Below are 19025 nucleotides of genomic sequence, written 5' to 3' on the forward strand. Positions count from 1 at the left end.
ACGGATGTCAATGACCATCAACGAGCAGGACTCTGCGACCGAGCCGGCGGCGGACAACGACGCGCGCACGGACTGGGAGCAGCGGATCTACCGCCGCACCACCGACACGGCCGGGGTCGACCCCGCGCTCGAACTCCCGGCCGTCACCGGGGTGACCGCGCAGGGCTTTGTCGGCCACATCAAGCTGGCATGGAGCCCGGTCGACGGGGCCGCGGGCTACATCATCGAGCGCACCGACCGCAACGGCACCGCGGTGATCCTCGACCACGGGGGCAGCGATGTGCCCGCCGTTCCGGGCGCGGAGTATGCCGACGCCGGTATGCCGGTGGGGGAGTCGTTCGGCTATCGGATCGGCGCTGTGGCGGGCAACGAATTCCCTGTCTGGCACTGGTCCGAGCGCGTCGAGGCAGCTGTGCGGCAGGGTCCGGCCGAGCCCGTCCACGTGAGTGTGGATGCGGCGAGCGACTCCGGGACACTGCAGCGTGTCTGGCATCTGGTCGGTTCCGAGCGGCTGTCCCAATTACGTGAGAAGACAGACGATTTCGGCAATGACATTGGTGCAGAGTTCTACGACTCCTTGCGCATCGCGCACGACGAACTCGGTGTCGACCGGGTGCGCGCCCACGCCGTCCTCGATGACACCAACGCCGTAGTCGTGCGCGACGACGCCGGTCAGATCACCTATGACTTCACCAAGGTCGACGCGATCTACGACGACATCCTGCGCCTCGGCATCACCCCGGTGGTCGAGCTGGGCTTCATGCCGGCCGCCATCGCCAGCGACCCGGAAGCCACGGTCTTCACCTACCGCGGCATCATCTCCCCGCCGACCGACTGGGCCGAATGGCGTTCGCTGATCAAGGCTTTCGCCTCGCACCTGGTCGAGCGCTACGGCCTCGACGAGGTCGCGGCGTGGGGCTTCGAGGTGTGGAACGAGCCCAACCTCGAGGTCTTCTGGACGGGTGGCCCACAGGACTACCTGCGGCTGTATGACGAAGCTGCCGCCGCCATCAAAGAGGTCTCGCCCCGGCTGCTGGTGGGTGGGCCGTCCACCGCCGCATCGGAGTGGGTCCATCTGCTGACCGAGCATGTCGCGCACACCGGTGCCCCGCTCGACTTCATCAGTTCGCACACCTACGGCAATGCGCCGCTGGACGTGCAACCAGCCGCGCGCCGCAATGGTCTTGCGGACCTGCCGATCTGGTGGACGGAGTGGGGCGTCGGCCACACGCACTTCGGCCCCCTCAACGACGGCGTGTATGGCGCGCCCTTCGTGCTCACCGGCCTCAAGTCGGTGCAAGGCCGGATGGATGCCCTCGCCTACTGGGTGGTCAGCGACCACTTCGAAGAGCTCGGCCGGCCGACGCGCTTGTTCCACAACGGTTTCGGTCTGCTGACCGTCGGCAATCTGCGCAAGCCCCGATTCTGGGCGACCTACCTGGCGGAGCAGATGGGTGACCAACTGATCCGCGCGACGGTCACCGGCGACGGCGCAGACGTCGTCGTGCAGACCTGGGCGAGCCGCCACGACGACGACACCGTCGATGTGCTGTTGTGGAACTCGGTGCCCAACGCCCTTGTCGCACAGGGCGATCCGTCGCTGGATCGCACCATCAGCCTCGACGTTGCCGGGCTGGCCGCGGCCGACTACTCGGCCGAGGTTGCTCGCGTCGACCAGCATCACTCCAACATCGTGCCGGTGTGCCCGACCGACGTCGACTGGCCGGACACCGACCTGTGGCAGAAGCTGCGAGCCGCCGACGTCCTCGACACCGAGATCGTCGCCGTCGAGGCGACAGCCACCGGCATACATCTCGATCTTGCGCTGCCGATGCCCGGTGTTGCGCGAATTCGCCTGCAGCCCAAGGCTGCCGGCGCTCCTCGAAAGGAAGCATCATGATCGCAACGCGCGGCCGTAGGGCTATGGTCACCGCGCTCGTCGGAGCATGCGCACTGGCCACGGTCACCGCCTGCTCGTCCGACTCCGGCAGCTCCGCCGGTGGTTCCTCCGTCCTGACGATCCAGGGCGATGCCGGCAACCCGACGCTGGTGGAGAACTTCAACCCGCTGATGTCGTCGAACGCCTTGCACGGCGTCAACCTGATCTACGAACCCCTCGAGATCGTCAGCCCGATCGACGGCAGCTTCACGCCGTTCCTGGCCACGAGTCACAAGTTCATCAACTCAACGACGCTCACCTTCACGCTGCGCAGCGGGGTGAAGTGGAGTGATGGCACGCCATTCACCGCGCAGGACGTGGTCTTCACCTTCAACCTGCTCAAGAAGTTCCCGGCGCTCGACGGCACCGGCGTCTGGCAGCACCTGTCGTCGATCAGCGCGAGCGGCTCCACGGTCACGATGAAGTTCTCCTCGCCGAGCGTTCCGGCGGCGGCGATCGTGGCGGCGGTGCCGATCGTGCCGCAGCACATCTGGTCCAAGATCGCCGACCCGACCAAGTTCACCAACACCAAGCCGGTCGGCACCGGACCGTTCACTCTGCAGTCCTTCGCCCCGACGGAGTACACGCTCGTCAAGAACCCCACCTACTGGCAGGCCAGCAAGATCGCGCCGACCGAGGTGAAGTTCCCGGCACAGGCGAGCAGCCAGAGCGCCAACCAGTTGCAGGTCACCAGCGGTGCCTTCGACTGGGCCTACAACTACCTGCCGGACGTGCAGAAGACGTATGTCGACCGTGACCCGAAGCAGAACACCTACTGGTTCCCGCCGGGCGGCACGATCGGGCTCTACCTCAACCTGACCAAGTCGCCGTACAGCAATGCGGACTTCCGCAAGGGCATCTCGCTGGCCCTCGACCGCACCACGATCGCCAAGAAGGCCGTCAACGGTTACCTGGACCAGGCCAGCATGTCCGGCCTGATCCTGCCGAACCTGCAGAAGTGGCTCGACCCGAGCCTGCCGAACAAGGGCCTGATCACGCAAAGCGTGTCGGCAGCCATGGCGTCGTTCGCCCAAGCCGGCTACACGATGAAGGGCGGCAAGTTGGTCGGCTCCGACGGCAAACAGGTCACCATGACCATCTCGATGCCGAACAACTTCAGCGACTGGGTCGCCGCCGCCACCGAGGTCAGCACCGAGCTCAAGGCGGTCGGCATACAGGTCAATCTCGACGAGCCGCAGTTTGCGCAGTATCAGACCGAGATCCAGTCCGGCTCCTTCGATGCCGCCATCGGCGGATTCGGTGGATCAGGTTCGCCTTACACCGATTTCAACAACGCGTTGAACTCGCAGTTCGCGGCTCCGCTGAAGACGGCGACAGCCAACAACTTCGAACGGTTCAAGGACCCGGCGGTCGACAGCGCCCTCAACACTCTCGCCGGAGCGACCGACGAAGCGGCCCAGCAGAAGGCCACCTACGCGCTCGAGCAAGCGATGTACGAGCAGACGCCCGTCGTGCTGCTCTACTACGGCGGCAGCTGGGGGTTGTTCAGCACGAAGAACTTCACCGGGTGGCCGTCGGCGAGCAATCCCTACACCCTGCCGACGAACTACAACCAGTCGCTGCTGATGGTGGTCACCCACCTGACGAAGTCCTGACCAGGTGCCGGGCATGAGGAGCAGGAAGGACGTCGCATGGCGTACGTGAGACGCAAGGTCATCTTGTTCGTGATCACCCTGTGGGCCGCGATCACGATGAATTTCGCACTGCCGCGCCTCATGCCCGGCTCACCGGTCGACGCCGCGCTGGCCAAGATTGCCTCCAGCGGGCAGCCGATCACCAACGCGCAGCGCAGGGCAGTGGAGATCCAGCTCGGGTCGCCGCACGGCAGCATCATCAGTCAGTACTTCGACTACCTGAAGAACGTCGCGACCTTCAACTTCGGAACCTCGTATTCGTTTCCGTCCCAGTCGGTTTCGACGACCATCCTGAACGCACTGCCGTGGACGCTGATCCTCGTCGGCATGACCACGATCATCGCGTTCATCATCGGCACGCTGCTCGGGGTGTATGCCGGCTGGCGTCGTGGCACCGCGGCCGATGCGGGTGTGACGCTGACCTCGACGCTGCTGTCGGCTTTCCCGCCGTTCTGGCTGGGTTTGCTGCTGCTCTACGTCTTCGCCTTCAAGTGGGGGATGTTCCCACTCAAGGGCGGGTATGCCGACGGCGCGAGCCCGTCGCTGGATCCGGCGTTCATCGCCGATGCGATCAAGCACTCGGTGTTGCCGGGTGTGACCCTCGCGGTGACCTCGTTGTCCGGCTGGGTCTTCGGCATGCGCAACAACATGATCAACACCCTCGGTGAGGACTACGTCACCTTCGCCGAAGCCAACGGCATACGTCCGCGCACTGTTGCGCTGCTGTACGCCGCGCGAAACGCATTGCTGCCCAACGTGACTGCGTTCGGTCTCTCGCTCGGCGCCATCGTCGGCGGGTCGGTGCTGGTCGAGGGGATCTTCAGTTATCCCGGTCTCGGCAACCTGCTGTATGTCGCCGTCACCAACCACGACTTCCCCCTCATGCAGGCGTTGTTCCTGGTGATCACCGTCAGCATGCTGGTCGCGATCTTCGTCGTCGACCTGCTTTACGCCCGACTCGATCCGAGGGTGCGCCGATGACCGACCTGACCTCCATCCCACCGGGCGAGCATCTGCCCGACCAGCATCTCGAGCCCGTCCCACCGACGCGGACGAGCCGGCTGCCACTGCCGATCGTCTTCGTCGCCAGGGCAATTCGCACACTGTGGAGCAACGGCAAGGCCCGGATCGGCCTGACGATCCTGACGGTCATGATCCTGGTGGCGATCTTCGCCCCGCTGATCGCGCCGCATTCACCGACGGCCACGACCTTCCAGCCGTATCAGAACCCCGGCGGCAGCAACTGGCTCGGCACGACCGGCAACGGTCAGGACGTCTTTTCCCAACTGATCTACGGCACCCGGGTGTCGCTGCTCGTCGGACTGGTGGCGGGAGCGCTCGCGACGATCGTCGCGGTCGGCATCGGTCTGGTGTCCGGCTATCGCACGGGCGTCGTCGACGAGGTGCTGAGCTTCATCACCAACCTCGCGCTGGTCATCCCGGGACTGCCGCTGATGATCATCCTTGCGGCATACCTGCACGGACGCTCCATCTGGACCATCGTGCTCGTCGTCGCCTTCACCAGCTGGGCGACCGGTGCACGCGTCATACGTAGTCAGGCGGCGACGCTGCGCGAGCGGGACTTCATCACCTCCGCGCAGTTCAGCGGTGAGCGGTTGTTCCGTGTCGTGACCCGCGAGATCCTGCCGAACATGACCTCCCTGGTCGCGGGCAGCTTCTTCGGTGCGGCGACGGCGGCGGTGATGGCCGAGGCGAGCCTGGAGTTCCTCGGGCTCGGTAATCCGAACACCGTCAGCTGGGGATCGATCCTGTATTTCGCCCAGCAGCAGAACGCGTTGCTGACCGGTCAGTGGGTGCTGGTGTTCGCGCCCGGCCTGGCGATCGCGTTGCTCGCGGTCTCGTTCACGCTGATCAACTTCGGCGTCGACGCCCTGTCCAATCCACGACTGCGGGAGAAGTGATGGCGCTGCTGGAAGCCAGGGGCCTCAACGTCGGATACCACCCCGACCGTGGCCAACGCGTGTGGTCGGTGCGCGATGTCGACCTGAGCCTCGAGCCGGGCGAGTTCGTCGGTCTGGTTGGCGAATCCGGCTGTGGCAAGAGCACACTCGGCTTCGCGCTCACCCGGATGCTCCGACCGCCGGCCCACATCGACAGCGGCTCGGTCATCTTCGACGGGACCGACATCGCGACCCTCACCGGCGAGAACCTGCGCCAGCGGCGACGTGGCGGTTTCGCGCTCGTCCTGCAGAGCGGCATGAACGCGCTCAACCCGGTGCGATCGGTCGCGCAGCAGTTCGGTGACGTGCTGAGCGCGCATGCCCGCAAGGACGAGAAGCTGTCCAAGGCACAGGTGCGCTCGCGTGGCATGGACCTGCTCGACAGCGTGAAGCTGCTGCCGGAAGTGCTCGATCGCTATCCGCACGAGTTGTCCGGCGGCATGCGTCAGCGCGTCGCGATCGCGCTGGCACTCGCTCTGGAGCCGCAGCTGATCGTCTTCGACGAGCCCACCACCGCGCTCGATGTGATGGTGCAGAAGGCCGTGATGGACACCATCAAGCAGCTGCAGGCGGAGCGGAAGTTCACCGCGGTGCTCATCTCACACGACCTCGGCATCGTGCTCGAGGCCACCGACCGCGTGCTCGTCATGTATGGCGGTCGTATCGTCGAGGATCAGCCCTCGGATGCGCTGCTCACCGGCGCTCACCACCCGTACACCGAGGCGCTGTTGCGCTGCTACGGGGACCCTCGCGCCGATGTCGTTGAACTGCAAGGTATTCCGGGTGCTCCGCCGGATCTGACTCTGCCGCTTGAGGGTTGCTCCTTCGCTCCGCGCTGCGAGTTGGCGATCGACGCGTGCCGCACCACTCAGCCGCCGCTCGTCCCGCTGGGTGAGGGTCGCGCAGCGTGCCTGGTGCGCGCGCAGGCCACGAAGGAGACCTCGCATGTCTGACGTTGCTGCGCTCACTTTCTCCGGAGTGACCAAGACGTATGCCGGTCGCCGGCGTTCGGATCCACCGGTCGTGGCGGTCGACGACGTGTCCTTCGACATCGCACCAGGCGCCGCCGTCGGCCTTGTCGGCGCGAGCGGCTCGGGCAAGAGCACCATCGCCAAGATCATCACCGGCCAGGAGCGTCCGACTTCCGGTCAGGTGCATTTCGGTGACGTCGACGTGGCGAAGCTGGGTCAGCGGGGACTGCGCGACTATCACCGCAGGGTGCAGATGGTCTTCCAGGATCCGTATGGCGCGCTGAACCCGTTGCACACCGTCGGCTACACACTCACCAGGCCGCTGCGAAACTTCCGTGGCATGTCTGCGGCCGAAGCCGACACCGAGGTCGGCACACTGCTGGAAACCGTTGGTCTCACGCCATACTCGCAGTTCGTCGGTAAGCTGCCGCATCAGTTGTCCGGTGGTCAGCGGCAACGCGTGGTGATAGCTCGCGCGCTGTCCGTGGATCCCGAGCTGATCGTCGCCGACGAACCCGTGTCGATGCTCGACGTGTCGATGCGCGCAGGTGTGTTGCGACTGCTGTCGCAGTTGCGCGAATCCCGCGGTATCAGCCTGCTCTACATCACGCACGACCTGCTCAGTGCCAGGGTCGCCACCGACGACCTGCTGGTGCTGCACAACGGCCGGATCGTCGAACACGGTCCCACCAAGGATGTTTTGCAACACCCGCAGGACGACTACACCGTCGCCCTGCTCGACGCCCTGGCCACACCCGGCCGGCCGGCGACACCGGCATCCGCGTAGGCGGTGCCGGGCCCGACCATCCACTCCCCGGAGGTTCGATCATGCATATGACACACCGGCGACGCCTGCTGGCGATCGCCTCAGCAAGCACTGCAGCACTCACCGCAGTGGCGACGGCCACACCCGCGCTCGCTCAGCAACCAGGTCGTCGCGACGGGGTCGCGAATTTCAACGGGTTGTCGAATTCACAGAAGGCACAACTGCGTTCGATCGCACGTGACACCTGGAAGTTCATGCAGACCGACGTCGACCCGAAGACGCACCTGCCGATGGACAACCTCACGTATGCCGGGGGAGCGAAGGCACCGACGTCCTACGGCCGTTACACCTCCGCGGCGAACATCGGGGTCTATCTGTGGTCGGTGGTCAGTGCCGCCGACCTGAAGCTGGTCAGCCGAAAGCAGGCGACCAAGATGGTGAGCCAGACCTTGACCGAGGTCAGCCACCTGGATCGTTACAAAGGCTTTCTCTATCAGTGGTATTCGACGACCACGGGCGCAAAGATCCGCAACCCCAACGACATCAATTGCAGCGCCGACACGAGCCCGCAGTGGGACAACTGCTCGTTCGTGTCCAACGTCGACAACGGCTGGTACGCCTCCGGTCTGATCGTCGCGCGCAACGCGATGCCGCAGCTGCGCGGGCAGATCGACGCACTGATGAAGCCGATGGATTTCGGCATCTTCTACGACGACCGCGCGCAGTCCAACTGCGATGTGAATTCTGCGATCGCGGGCGACCAGCCCACCGGCCAGATGTTCGGCGGCTACTACGTAGGCTCATCGCCGTACGTCGGCACGAACTGGCAGCACTACTACCACAACGGCGCGCTGTACTCCGACCCGCGGATCTCGGCATACATCGGCATGGGCCTGAAGCAGATGCCCGGCGACGTGTGGTGGAAGACCTGGCGGACCCTCCCGCCGAAGGCTCCCGGCGCGGCCTGCCAGGCCAGCGACCCCGACTTCTCGTGGCAGGGCCAGTGGCCGGTCGCGGGTTCGTGGGTCAAGCAGCGTGACCCGATCTCAGGCAAGACCTTCACCGTGTGGGAGGGGCACTACACCTATCCCGGCACCAACCTGAAGTTCCTGCCAACCTACTCCGGCGGGATGTTCGAGGCCATGATGGCCAACATCGTCGTGCCCGAAACCTCCTGGGGTCCCAAGAGTTTCGGACTTGCCGATGCGCGCACTGTCGAGGTGCAGCGCAAGTACGCCACGCAGGAACTCGGCCTGCCGGTGTGGGGCATGTCGCCGTCGAGCACGGCTGACGACTCGGGCGGGTACGGCGGATACGGCGTCGAGGGGCTCAAATTCCCGTATCACGGCGCCGGCGCGACGGCGGCCGACCCGAATCTCGGCCTGTCGCAATGCCACACGTGCGCGACGGAGGATGTGGTGACGCCGCATGCGTCATTCATCTCGCTCGATGTCGCACCGCAGGCGGCGATGGCCAACATCAACACGCTGCTCAAGCTTTACCCGGGGATCTACGGTGTCGGCGGCTTCTTCGATGCGGTGAATCCGACGACTGGCGCGATCGGGCACCGCTACCTCGTGCTTGACCAGTCGATGATCCTGGCGTCGATCGACAATGCGGTGAACAACCGGTCGATCCAGCGCTACTTCGCGGCGGACAAGACGTCGTGGGCCGCCCGTGAGGATCTGGGCGTGGAGAACCTCGGCCTCTGAGCACGTATGACGCAGGCGTGGTGGTGGCTTCGGCTGCTGCCACGCCTGCAGTCATGTCGGCCGCTCGCGAGCTGTTGCAGTGCTGGCACGTGATGCCGGCCGGCAGCGTCCAGTGTCAGGTGTCTTCGCCGCCGAACCGGACGTCCACCTGCGGATCGTAGAGCCGCGCACCGACCGATGTGCCGACATCGATGATCGTGTTGAGCTGCTCGTTGGTGTACGCACCACGTGCGGTGGCTACGAAATGCTGTTCGGACCAGGCGAACTCGATGACTGTCTTTTGATCCGCGGGATCCCAGAAGGCCTGCTGGTGCTCGTCGAGCCGCTCCAACCCGGCGAAGGCGGTTTCAAGGGCACTCAATACATCGGCCATCGACAGCGCCTCGACGTCGGGGACGGCGACGCCGTTCTGGAGGTCGATGTATATGGCTTCGGGCTTTCGCGCAGTCCGCGGCCCTTTCCAGAACGCGAGGTCATATCCCATGCGTCAGTTGTACGCGCAGCACGACTCGTCCCGTTGACAGAAATCAGTGCAATCGAGCGGCACGCCTCTTGTAGGTGCGGTGCAGCGGGGCGGTTGCGGACTCGTCCAACACCGGTGACCACAGGCACAAGGTGCATGCGATCGCACACCGTCAGCAGGTCCTCGACCAGACCAGCACCCTGGCGTCGACCGACAACGCGTTGAACAACTGATCGATCCAGCGTTACGTCGCGGCGGACAAGACGTCGTAGGCCGGTGCATGGGATTGCCCCCTGCGAAGCCGCCGAGGGCAATCCCTACCTTCCCGCGTTCTTGAACGCGCTCGCGTCACGCCATCTGATCAGCCGATGGGGCGGCGCCGCGGATCATCGGCCGGGCCAACTCGTGGGCGCATACGCCCAGCCGAGGAACCCGCCGGTCGGAGCGGGGCTATTGAAGGTCTGCACCGTGGAATGGTTGCCGACGCTTGTCGCCACTCCGCCGGAGACGAAGGTGCCGTCTCCTCGCGACAGCATGACGTGGCCGTATCCCTTGTCCCACTGAGGGCTTTCGGAGAACACGAGCGCACCGGCCGGGATTCCGCTGGACGACGTGTGAATCTGTCCGGCGGCCTGCAGCGAGCGGAACGCCGTGATCGCGGATGCGTATCGACCGGAGGTGCCGTACGCGTTCTCCACGAACAGCTCACACAGCCCGGGGTAGCTCATCGAGCCGATCTGCGAGTTCGCCCATGCCACTGCTCGGGTTGCTGTTGTGGAGGATGGCGGTGGCGTCGGACTGGAACACGCTCCGGTCACCGGGTTGTTGCTGCCGGTGTTGATGTCGACATCGGCAGCCCAGTAGCCGTCGCTGACCTTGTACCAGAGGTTGTCCCAGCCGCCGGGGATGTACGGGCTGTAGTAACCCTTCACCGACTCGCCACGGGCGTAGCAGACGAGGTTGAGGTTCGAGCCCTTGCCGTACCAACCGACCTGGGTTGAATTCAGTGTGTCGGAGGTCATCCGTTGGGTGGTGGCCATCACAACGGCGCCACCGGAGGAGCACGCTCCGGTCACCGGGTTGTTGCTGCCGGTGTTGATGTCGACATCCGCGACCCAGTAGCCATCGCCGACCTTGTACCAGAGGTTGTCCCAACCGCCTGGAATATAGCGACTGTAGTAGCCCTTCACGGACTCCCCGCGGGCGTAACACTGCAGGTTGAGATGTGAGCCGACCGAGTACCAGCCGGCCTGCGTCGTGTTGAGCGTCGGTCCGGCCATCCGCTGTGTCGTGGCCATGACCGTGTCGTTGGTGGTGGATGCGTGGGCGCCGGCAGCCATTCCAGTCTGAAATGCTGCGGCAGCAAGAGTGGCGGTTGTCAGTGCGACGACCGCTCGCCAGCCTCGTCGAGTGTTCATTGATGCGACCTCCTTGTCGGGGCGCCGGCAGTCGTTGGGGTGTCAGCGAAAGGGCGCAATGACATGTTCATGGTCGGCACATGGCAACGAACAGCCGCTTGTACTGGGGCTTTTCATCTGGCACACGATTGTGCTATCCGCGCGTAGTCGGAGGGCGTGTCATCGGTTGGAGGTGGTGCCCTCGGGCAGATTCGAACTGCCGACACCCGCTTTAGGAGAGCGGTGCTCTATCCCCTGAGCTACGAGGGCGGGGGCAGGATCACCCGCAACGCAGTCGAGTGCAGCGGCAGCGGGGATCTCGCGCCGTGCAGTCTAGTTGCCGCTGCTAGGCGTGCGGATGCGCACCCTTGGTCTCCAGTTGCCCCGCGAAGAGCACTGCCGCGTCGATCTGATCGCTGCTCGGCGTGACGACCTTCGTCGAGGCGGTGATCCGGAAGTACCCCGCGCCCGCCAGGCAGTGCGGCACCACGATCGCTGCGTGCCGCTGGCTGGGTAGGCCGTTGCGCAGGATGTCGTAGCGCTTGCCGTCCAGCGTTGCGGAGCCGTCGAGGTCGACGCGCACCATGTCGGCGGTCGGCGAACCGCTCACCCAGTCGCAGGAGTCGCAATCCAGCAGCAGCCGGATCTGGTCGGCGACCGCACGCGTGCCTTCCGCCGGATCCAGCGTCGGCTGCAGCGAGGTGCGCGCGACCGCCATCATGCCGGTGAGATAGCCCGCCCGCCGCTGCGCCGACGCGTGCTGGTCACGTCCCCGCACCGCAATCTCGGTGACCCCCGCTCCGACTGCCACGAGCAGTATGGCGAGCACGATGTCGTCCCGCTTGTCGATCGCGAAGGTGTCGAAGGGCGCAGTCAGGAAGAAGTCGAATCCCACTGCGGATGCTACGGATGCGAGCAGCCCCGCCATACGGTCCGCGAGCACGGCGAACGCGACGATGATCAGCACGAGCACCAGTGCGGCGACCGCATTGGTCAGGTGGTGACGCGTGAGGCCGAGCAGGCCGCTGACCACCAGGGGCAGCACGACGGCGGCCACGAGCACCGCGGAGCGATTGCGCGCCAGCAGAGATTCCATAGGTGGACACAAGCACACCTGACTCGGCGCGGCAATGTCACCACGCGAGCGACGTCCGAGCGCACGAGTCCCATCGCTGCGCGGATAGGTTGGTGCGCAGCCATGACGATCCCACTTGCCTCGTTCGGCGCGTTCTTCGCGCTCGATGAGCACGACGCTGCAGCAGCGATCCGACTGCCATGGCAACCACTTCGAGACCTGACCGCGCACCCCGACCACCTCGATGACCGGGTAGGGCGGGTGCGCTCCGCCCTCAACGCGCAACGTGCCGCCACCAACCGCACGACGCCGCTGCCATTGCGTGTCGCAGCCTCGATCGCGCACCTCGGACTCGCCGCGCGGATCCTGTCGCCGGCCGTCGGTCTGACCGTCCTCGGGTATGACGCAGCGCCTCTGCTGCGCGGTGACGCGTGGTGGCAGGACCTCATGGGTGGCCCCTTCCCGCTGTCCTGCGCGCCGCCGCGCCCGATCACCTCGCCGCGACCGGCCCTCACCGGTTCGTGGGTCGCCGAACTGACCGAGCTGGTGTGCGAGAAGTATGCCGTGTCACCCCTCGTGCTGTGGGGCAATGTCGCATCCGCTGCGCACACCGCCGGCAGCCTGATCACCGCGGCGCACCCGCACCTGTCGCCTGTGACCAGCCAAGCCGTGCGGAGTCTGCTCGCGGATTCGCGCATCGACCCTCATGACCGATCGGCCACGGAGCGATTCCGTCGGCACAGTTGCTGTCTGATGTACCGCGTGACCGACAACCGCCGAAACATCTGTGGTGACTGCATTCTCGGATCCTGACTCCGCGTCAGCCCGCGCTGGCCACTCCTTCACGCCAGTAGCCCATGAAGGCCACTGCGCCCCGCGGCACGTCGAACTCGTCGACCAGCACGCGCCGCAACGCGCGCACCTGGCCGGACTCGCCGGCGATCCATGCGGACACGGCCGGCGCGCTCGCCGCAGGTGCGTCGTCGGAGGTGACCTCCCAGTACGCATCCTCTTCGCCGTCGGTCACGACCGTGGTCGTCGCGTCGTCGTGGCCCAACGAGGGCAGCGAGGCCAGCCAGGCGCGCACGATCTGCTGCTGCTCGTCGGCGGACTCGCACCAGCGGACGCTGACTCCCGCCGGTGTGGGCAGCTCGCACACGTCATCCGCGTCGGCTTCGATGCAGATCAAACCCGTTGCAGTGTCAGGTAATCCGGCGGCGATGTTGGCGATGGCCGGCAGGGCGGTCAGATCACCGACCACCAGCTGACGTGACGTCCCCGCGGTCGTATGACGAAACTCCAGCCCGCCCTGCGCACCGTCATACGCGGCGTTCGGCCCCCAGATGCCGATCTCGGTTCCGACGGCTCCGCTGCCGGCGAAGCTCGAACCCGGCCCGGTGTCACCGTGGTCGACGAAGTCGATGTCGACCTCACCAGCCTCCGGCCGCACGGTCACGACCGTGTAGGTCCGGATGACGGCGCGGCGCTCAATCGGGGTCTGCCGCCAGCTGATGAACCAGTCCGGACCCGTGGGGAATTCGGATAACGGGTCACCGCCCGGTCGAGGGAGGATCACCTTGATGCGCTGGTCGTAGCCGTTGTCGGCGAGGCCGGCCAGGTCGGGCCCGGCGAAGGTCAGTCGCACCAGATGCGGCGACCGGCGCTCGCGCCGCACCAGCCGCGTCATGAAGAAGCCGTAGGGCTCGACGGCCGTCACCGTGCTCATCGCGCGCCCACCAGCAGATCGGCCGGTCGGTAGGCAGCCAGCGGATTGCGCAACGTGCCAACCAGTTGCAGGGCGCCGGCCGGGTCAGCCAGATCGACCATCTGCTGGTTGTTGCGCAGTTGCAATCGGTTGAGGCAGGACAACGCGAAATCGTCTGCGAACACGTCAAATTCGGCGAATCTGTCAGCGAGTTCTGGATGCTCGCGCTGGTACTCGGCGGACACTCCCGCGACTTCACGCCAGAAATCCGACTCGCTCAGCACGCCTTCATCGTCCATGATCGCGGCCAGATGCCGCAGGAAGCAGTCGAAGACGTCGGTGAAGATCGACAGCAACTGCAGCTCGTGTGGCACCTCCGCCCGCACCCGCTCGACGGTCTCGGGCAGCGTGGTCTCCTCCGACATGACCACGATCTCCTCGGCGAGGTCCTTCATGATCACTCGCTCCACGGTGCCGTCACGCAGCACCAGGATGACGTTCTCACCGTGTGGCATGAACGCCAGGCCGTACTTGTAGAACGAGTGCAGCAACGGCACGAGGTACGCGCGCAGGTAACCGCGCAACCACTCCTGACTCGACAGCCCGCTCGCAGCGACGAGCGCGCCCACGAACGAGCGACCCTCGCGATCGACGTGCAGCAGCGCCGCCATCGTCGACAGTCGCTCGCCTGACGCCAGCCCGGCGACCGGGCTCTCCCGCCACAGCGCGGCCAGCATCTTGCGATACGGCGAGTACCGATCGGTCGCCGCTTCGAAGTGCACCGGGTGATAGCCCACGGCAGCGCGTTCGCGGATCACGCCGACACCGGTCGACGTGAACGTCTCGTCGTCGGCCACCAGGTCGGCCAGCCAGTCGTTGATCGCCGGGGTAGCCTCCATGTATGCCGCAGAAAGTCCCCGCATGAAGCCCATGTTGATGACCGAAAGTGCCGTCTTCACATAGTGTTTCGTCGGCTGCGAGGAGTTGAAGAAGGTCCGGATCGACTGTTGTGCACGGTAATCGTCACTGCTTTCGCCGAGCACCACCAGGTGACCCATCGCGACCTCGGCCGCAAAGGTGACCGACAGCTTGTTCCACCACTGCCAGGGGTGCACCGGGATCAGCGTGTAGTCGGCCGGATCGAGGCCCCGCGCACGCAGCTGCGCATGGAAGTCGTCCAGTTGGTCGCCGAGTTCGTCGCGGATGAACGTGTCGTATGACGTGTCGCGGCAGGAGCTGAAATGTGCCCGTGACGCCCGCGCCGCCAGCCACACCAGGTGCACCGGTCGTGCGGATTCGGGCGCGAATGCTTGGTATTCGTGCGCGCCGAAGCCGATGCGACCACTGTTGGCGATAAAACATGGATGCCCACCGAGCATCGCCGACTCGATCTGCTGAAACTCTCCGCTGACGAGGTCGGCGGCGGTGGGCGCCGGCTGCGACAGCTTGAATGCCAACGCGGACAAGGTCGAGACGATCTCCTCCAGGTAGACCGGCAGGGTCTGTGCGCTCAGGCCCAAGCTCGCGCGCAGGTCGAGCACGAACTGCACCATGTCGAGGCCGTGGGTCGTTTGACCGTCGCGTCGGCAGGTGACGCTGGGCTCCTCGATCTGCCAGTGCTCCAACGCCATGCGGCGTGCGGTGAACGAGTACGCCGCGCTGCCGTCGTCGCTGGTCACGGTGAACCGATCCGGCTCACCCTCGACTCGTGCCGGTGACAGCAGCCGCTCGTGCGAGAACTCGCTGAGCGCCTTGGTCACGAGTATCCGGTTGGCGTCCGCCCACGCCCGCGGCTGCAGGTGCGCAACCGCGTCGGCCGGGGCGCCCGGGTAGGTCTGCTGTGCAACAGCATTGGCAGCTGGGGTGCCGACCGAGCGGGCGAAGTCGTCCCGGGTGCAGATGCTCAGCAACGCTGTCTTGACCGGAGTCTGCACCGGCCCGATCTCGCGGAAGCCGATCGTTGCATTGAGCCGGTGCACGGCCGTGTTGCGGATGTCCGGCTCGACGACGACCCGCATGACGGTCGGGTCGTCGAACAGCGCGGTCATGATCGCCGTGATTACCGCGCGGGTGAATCCGTGCCGTGGTGTGTCGGTGGGCCCACACAGCAGGTGCATGCCGATGTCGCCGGGCTGCGCGTCATACAGCCCGACGAGCTCGACGTGTGCCGGGTCGTAACGCTCGGTCAGGAAACACGGCGTGCCGTCGACCAGGCCGATGAAGGCGTCATGGTGCGGGTGCTCCTGGATGCGCTGATACTCCTGCTGCACCTGCTCGACGGTGGCGTCCTGCATCATCCAGAAGCTCGACTTGGGATCGGTCACCCAACGGTGCAGCAACGCCGCATCGCCCTCGGGATCGACTGGCCGCAGCGCGAATTCACCGATTGCGTTGGTCATGATCGTCTGCATCAGGCGACTCCCGCCGGCACGCCGAACTCCTGGAAGGCGATCGACTTCTCGATCGGATAGACCTCGCGACCGACGATCTCGCGCAGGATGCACGAGTTGCGGTAGGCGCCCATGCCCAGGTCCGGCGAGGTCACGCTGTGGGCGTGGTCGCCGGCGTTCTGCAGGAAGATCTCGTGGCCCGCGCGGTCGATGCTGTAGTTGCGCGCCACCTCGAAACGACCTCGGCCGTCGAAGGCGATGCGGTCGCGGATTGCTGCGAGGAAGCCGGGAGCGCGGTGCTGGTAGCCGGTGCCGAAGACGAGCCCCTCGGAGTCGAGCGTGAACGATGCACCCTGCTCGTCGTGGTGCAATTCCATGGAATAGCAGCCACTTTCGGCGTCATACGTGACGGACTGCAGGCTGGTGTTGGTGAACATGCGGGTCGGAACACTGCCGCGCACGCTCTTCTCGTAGAGCTGATCGAAGATGCCGTTGATCAACTCGGCGTTGATGCCCTTGGACAGCGCCTTCTGCTTGCCGGTCAGCTCGTACCGCTTGTCCTCCGACAGCGCGCTGTAGTAATCGATGTAGTCCGGTGAGGTCATCTCGAGCGTCAGCTTGGTGTACTCCAACGGGAAGAACCGCGGCGACCGCGTCACCCAATTCAGTTGGTAGTGATACGAATCGATGTCCGACAGCAGATCGGCGTAGATCTCCGCGGCACTCTGCCCGCTGCCCACGACGGTGATGCTGCGCTTGCCCTGCAGCTGCGTCTTGCGCGCCAGGTAGTCGCTGTTGTGCAGCGCGTCACCGGGCAGATCCTGTGCGGCTTCCGGCACGTATGGCGCACTGCCGGTGCCGAGGACCAGTCGTCGCCCGTGGTGCACCACCAGTTCCGCCGCCCCGGCGACACGAGACGTGACCGTGTAGGCCCCGAGGGCATCGTCATACGTCACGGACTGCACGTCGTGACCGAAGTGGATCGACGCCAGCGAGCCTGCGGCCCACCGGCAGTAGTCGTTGTATTCGCGGCGCAACGGGAAGAAGCTTTCGCGGATGTAGAACGGGTACAGCCGGCCGGTGTGCTTGAGGTAGTTCAGGAACGACAGTCGCGATGTCGGGTCGGCCAGGGTCACCAGATCAGCGAGGAAGGGTGTCTGCAAGGTGGCCCCGTCGAGCATCATGCCCGGGTGCCAGTCAAAGGCCGCCTTGCGTTCGAGGAAGACACCGTCGATGTCGTCGAGTGGTTCGGTCAGGCAGGCGAGGCCGAGGTTGAAGGGCCCCAGTCCGACGGCAACAAAATCATGAATATGCATAACGATCCTTGGTTTTCAGCCGGCGACGCGGCAGTCGGTGACATCGGCCAGGTAGTCGACGCAGTGGTCGGCGATGAGGTCGACAACCTCACGTATGTCGCCGGGCGTCGTGCGCGGGTTGAGCAGGGTGAACTTCAGGTAGGTAGCCCCGTCGACGGTCGTGCTCGCGACAAGAGCCGCGCCGGACGCCGACAACGCCTGGCGCGCATGCAGATTGGCGGCATCGATGTGTTCGGGGGAGACGGAGTCGTCGGCGCGGTATCGGAAGACCACCGTGCTCAGGTCGGACTTCGCGCTCACCTCGAACCGGCGGTCATCCTCGATCATCGACCAGGCCTCGTCGGCGAGGTCGATCACTGCATCGAAGAGTTCACCGATCGCGTCGGCACCGAGCACGCGCAGCGTGAACCACAGCTTGAGCGCGTCGAATCGGCGGGTTGTCTGCAGGCTCTTGTCGACCTGGTTGGGTATCCCGGCGCGCGCCATACGTTCGGGGTTGAGGTAGTCCGCGTGATGGCGGGCATGATCCATGAACGTATGGTCACGGACGATCAGTGCGCTGGCCGCGACCGGCTGAAAGAACGACTTGTGGAAGTCGATCGTCATCGAGTGTGCACGCTCGGCACCGCTCAGCATCGCTCGACGGGTGGGCGAGACGAGCAGACCACCGCCATACGCGCCGTCGACGTGCAACCAGACGTCTCCGGCGTCGGTGCAGACGTCCGCGATCGGATGCAGCCGATCGATGACTCCGAAGTCCGTCGTGCCCGCTGTGGCGACGACCGCCATCGGGATCAGGCCGTCGCGTCGGCACTCGGCAAGGCGAATCTGCAGATCTGCCACGCTCATCCGGCGTTCGTCATCGACATCGAGCGCGACCACGGCGTGGCGTGACAGGCCGAGCATGCGAGCCGCGGTGCGCACACTGAAGTGGCTGTCGGTGGACGTGAAGATACGCAACCGCGACAGAGCGTCGGCGCGCCGGGCGTCGTCCGGCGCGTGGCGTGACAGTGTGTGCTCTCGCGCCAGGTAGAGCGCGTGCAGATTGGACTGCGTGCCACCGCTGGTGAAGATGCCGTCGGCGTCAGGACCGAAGCCGATGCGACCGGCGGTCCACTCGATCAGCCGGCGCTCCATGAGCGTGCCGCCGGCGCTCTGATCCCAGGTGTCCAGCGACGAATTCACCGCAGTGGCAACGGCATCGGCGACGACAGCCGGGATCAGCACGGGGCAGTTGAGGTGGGCCAGATAGCGCGGGTGGTGGAAGTAGACCGCGTCGCGCAGATAGGTCTGGTCAAGCTCGCGCAGGGCCGCCGGGATGTCGCCGACCGGCCGGTCGAGGTCGATCTGCGCCACACTGCGGCTCAGGCGTTCGGGTGTGATGCCCGAGAACGGGGTGGTGCAGTCGCTCATGGTCTGCGAGACGCGCACCACGGTGTCGATCATGGCGCGCTCGTAGTCCAGAGCGCTGTGGTTGTCGAGCAGGGCGGCAACGGCCGAGGTCGTGCTGTTCTGTCGGGTGACGGGTGTTGCCTCCGGCCGTTGCGGGGCCAGCCGAGCAGGGGAAGTCATGGAATGCTCCTCGTCGGGAATAAGGCAAGGCTAACCTAATGCATGCTGCCTTCAGAATGGCATCTCCGAGCGAGTGAGAAATTTCACTGGCGTCGGGTTGCGG

At 65.5% G+C, this 19025-nt stretch carries 15 protein-coding genes and 1 tRNA gene; 8 read left to right on the plus strand and 8 right to left on the minus strand.

The window, feature by feature from the left end; all coding sequences use genetic code 11:
- Nucleotides 1-10 precede the first annotated feature (10 nt).
- From BKA23_RS02470 to BKA23_RS02500, 7 genes are read left to right on the plus strand one after another with little or no spacing between them, the layout of a single operon-like run.
- Nucleotides 11-1900: a GH39 family glycosyl hydrolase gene (locus BKA23_RS02470; protein ID WP_170226337.1), complete on the plus strand. Its 1890-nt coding sequence runs from the start codon at nt 11-13 to the stop codon at nt 1898-1900.
- Nucleotides 1897-3555, plus strand: a complete 1659-nt coding sequence (locus BKA23_RS02475; RefSeq protein WP_145225169.1) for an ABC transporter substrate-binding protein — start codon at nt 1897-1899, stop codon at nt 3553-3555. The genes BKA23_RS02470 and BKA23_RS02475 overlap by 4 nt, the downstream gene beginning before the upstream one ends.
- Before the next feature lie 36 nt (nt 3556-3591).
- Complete coding sequence (locus BKA23_RS02480; RefSeq protein ID WP_145225171.1) at nt 3592-4575, plus strand: ABC transporter permease; 984 nt, start codon at nt 3592-3594, stop codon at nt 4573-4575.
- A complete protein-coding gene (locus BKA23_RS02485; RefSeq protein ID WP_145225173.1) occupies nt 4572-5516 on the plus strand; it encodes an ABC transporter permease in 945 nt (314 codons plus the stop codon). Before BKA23_RS02480 ends, BKA23_RS02485 begins: the two co-directional genes overlap by 4 nt.
- The gene (locus BKA23_RS18170) at nt 5516-6508 is read left to right on the plus strand and encodes an ABC transporter ATP-binding protein (RefSeq protein WP_145225175.1); all 993 of its coding nucleotides are present in this window, start codon (nt 5516-5518) and stop codon (nt 6506-6508) included. Before BKA23_RS02485 ends, BKA23_RS18170 begins: the two co-directional genes overlap by 1 nt.
- Nucleotides 6501-7313 carry an ABC transporter ATP-binding protein gene (locus BKA23_RS18175; protein WP_145225177.1) on the plus strand — a complete coding sequence of 271 codons (813 nt, stop codon included), beginning with the start codon at nt 6501-6503 and terminating at the stop codon, nt 7311-7313. The genes BKA23_RS18170 and BKA23_RS18175 overlap by 8 nt, the downstream gene beginning before the upstream one ends.
- Before the next feature lie 41 nt (nt 7314-7354).
- On the plus strand, nt 7355-9004 hold the full coding sequence (locus BKA23_RS02500; RefSeq protein ID WP_145225179.1) for a glucoamylase family protein: 1650 nt from the start codon (nt 7355-7357) through the stop codon (nt 9002-9004).
- A 115-nt stretch (nt 9005-9119) separates the two neighbouring features.
- Here the strand turns inward: BKA23_RS02500 and BKA23_RS02505 are convergent, their stop codons facing one another.
- From BKA23_RS02505 to BKA23_RS02520, 4 genes are all read right to left on the minus strand, one after another.
- Nucleotides 9120-9488, minus strand: a complete 369-nt coding sequence (locus BKA23_RS02505; RefSeq protein ID WP_145225181.1) for a hypothetical protein — start codon at nt 9486-9488, stop codon at nt 9120-9122.
- 365 nt (nt 9489-9853) lie between these two features.
- A complete protein-coding gene (locus tag BKA23_RS02510; RefSeq protein ID WP_145225183.1) occupies nt 9854-10885 on the minus strand; it encodes a hypothetical protein in 1032 nt (343 codons plus the stop codon).
- Between the two features lie 173 nt (nt 10886-11058).
- Nucleotides 11059-11134: transfer RNA gene (locus BKA23_RS02515), tRNA-Arg, on the minus strand.
- Nucleotides 11135-11210: 76 nt separating this feature from the next.
- The gene (locus BKA23_RS02520; protein ID WP_145225185.1) at nt 11211-11960 is read right to left on the minus strand and encodes a DUF4118 domain-containing protein; all 750 of its coding nucleotides are present in this window, start codon (nt 11958-11960) and stop codon (nt 11211-11213) included.
- Nucleotides 11961-12062: 102 nt separating this feature from the next.
- Between BKA23_RS02520 and BKA23_RS02525 the strand changes: the two genes are divergently transcribed.
- Entirely contained in the window at nt 12063-12752 is a 690-nt protein-coding gene (locus tag BKA23_RS02525; RefSeq protein ID WP_145225187.1) for a hypothetical protein, read from the plus strand.
- 7 nt (nt 12753-12759) lie between these two features.
- Here the strand turns inward: BKA23_RS02525 and BKA23_RS02530 are convergent, their stop codons facing one another.
- Genes BKA23_RS02530 through BKA23_RS02545 form a run of 4 tightly spaced genes read right to left on the minus strand, consistent with a single transcriptional unit; the run spans nt 12760 to nt 18922 of the window.
- Nucleotides 12760-13665: a siderophore-interacting protein gene (locus tag BKA23_RS02530; RefSeq protein ID WP_145225189.1), complete on the minus strand. Its 906-nt coding sequence runs from the start codon at nt 13663-13665 to the stop codon at nt 12760-12762.
- Nucleotides 13662-16043 (minus strand): GNAT family N-acetyltransferase, encoded by a 2382-nt coding sequence (locus tag BKA23_RS02535; RefSeq protein ID WP_145225191.1) that lies wholly within the window; start codon nt 16041-16043, stop codon nt 13662-13664. Before BKA23_RS02535 ends, BKA23_RS02530 begins: the two co-directional genes overlap by 4 nt.
- An 11-nt stretch (nt 16044-16054) precedes the next feature.
- Complete coding sequence (locus BKA23_RS02540; protein WP_145225193.1) at nt 16055-17350, minus strand: lysine N(6)-hydroxylase/L-ornithine N(5)-oxygenase family protein; 1296 nt, start codon at nt 17348-17350, stop codon at nt 16055-16057.
- A gap of 15 nt (nt 17351-17365) precedes the next feature.
- On the minus strand, nt 17366-18922 hold the full coding sequence (locus BKA23_RS02545) for a pyridoxal phosphate-dependent decarboxylase family protein (RefSeq protein WP_145225195.1): 1557 nt from the start codon (nt 18920-18922) through the stop codon (nt 17366-17368).
- Nucleotides 18923-19025: the final 103 nt, after the last annotated feature.

Origin of the sequence: Rudaeicoccus suwonensis, assembly GCF_007829035.1 — a bacterium.
Taxonomy (GTDB): domain Bacteria; phylum Actinomycetota; class Actinomycetes; order Actinomycetales; family Dermatophilaceae; genus Rudaeicoccus; species Rudaeicoccus suwonensis.

Excerpts from the sequence above, each read along its gene's own strand:
- BKA23_RS02470 (WP_170226337.1), top strand. The coding sequence starts at position 11 with ATGACCATCAACGAGCAGGACTCTGCGACCGAGCCGGCGGCGGACAAC.
- BKA23_RS02475 (WP_145225169.1), top strand. The coding sequence starts at position 1,897 with ATGATCGCAACGCGCGGCCGTAGGGCTATGGTCACCGCGCTCGTCGGA.
- BKA23_RS02480 (WP_145225171.1), top strand. The coding sequence starts at position 3,592 with ATGGCGTACGTGAGACGCAAGGTCATCTTGTTCGTGATCACCCTGTGG.
- BKA23_RS02485 (WP_145225173.1), top strand. The coding sequence starts at position 4,572 with ATGACCGACCTGACCTCCATCCCACCGGGCGAGCATCTGCCCGACCAG.
- BKA23_RS18170 (WP_145225175.1), top strand. The coding sequence starts at position 5,516 with ATGGCGCTGCTGGAAGCCAGGGGCCTCAACGTCGGATACCACCCCGAC.
- BKA23_RS18175 (WP_145225177.1), top strand. The coding sequence starts at position 6,501 with ATGTCTGACGTTGCTGCGCTCACTTTCTCCGGAGTGACCAAGACGTAT.
- BKA23_RS02500 (WP_145225179.1), top strand. The coding sequence starts at position 7,355 with ATGCATATGACACACCGGCGACGCCTGCTGGCGATCGCCTCAGCAAGC.
- BKA23_RS02505 (WP_145225181.1), bottom strand. The coding sequence starts at position 9,488 with ATGGGATATGACCTCGCGTTCTGGAAAGGGCCGCGGACTGCGCGAAAG.
- BKA23_RS02510 (WP_145225183.1), bottom strand. The coding sequence starts at position 10,885 with ATGAACACTCGACGAGGCTGGCGAGCGGTCGTCGCACTGACAACCGCC.
- BKA23_RS02520 (WP_145225185.1), bottom strand. The coding sequence starts at position 11,960 with ATGGAATCTCTGCTGGCGCGCAATCGCTCCGCGGTGCTCGTGGCCGCC.
- BKA23_RS02525 (WP_145225187.1), top strand. The coding sequence starts at position 12,063 with ATGACGATCCCACTTGCCTCGTTCGGCGCGTTCTTCGCGCTCGATGAG.
- BKA23_RS02530 (WP_145225189.1), bottom strand. The coding sequence starts at position 13,665 with ATGAGCACGGTGACGGCCGTCGAGCCCTACGGCTTCTTCATGACGCGG.
- BKA23_RS02535 (WP_145225191.1), bottom strand. The coding sequence starts at position 16,043 with ATGACCAACGCAATCGGTGAATTCGCGCTGCGGCCAGTCGATCCCGAG.
- BKA23_RS02540 (WP_145225193.1), bottom strand. The coding sequence starts at position 17,350 with ATGCATATTCATGATTTTGTTGCCGTCGGACTGGGGCCCTTCAACCTC.
- BKA23_RS02545 (WP_145225195.1), bottom strand. The coding sequence starts at position 18,922 with ATGACTTCCCCTGCTCGGCTGGCCCCGCAACGGCCGGAGGCAACACCC.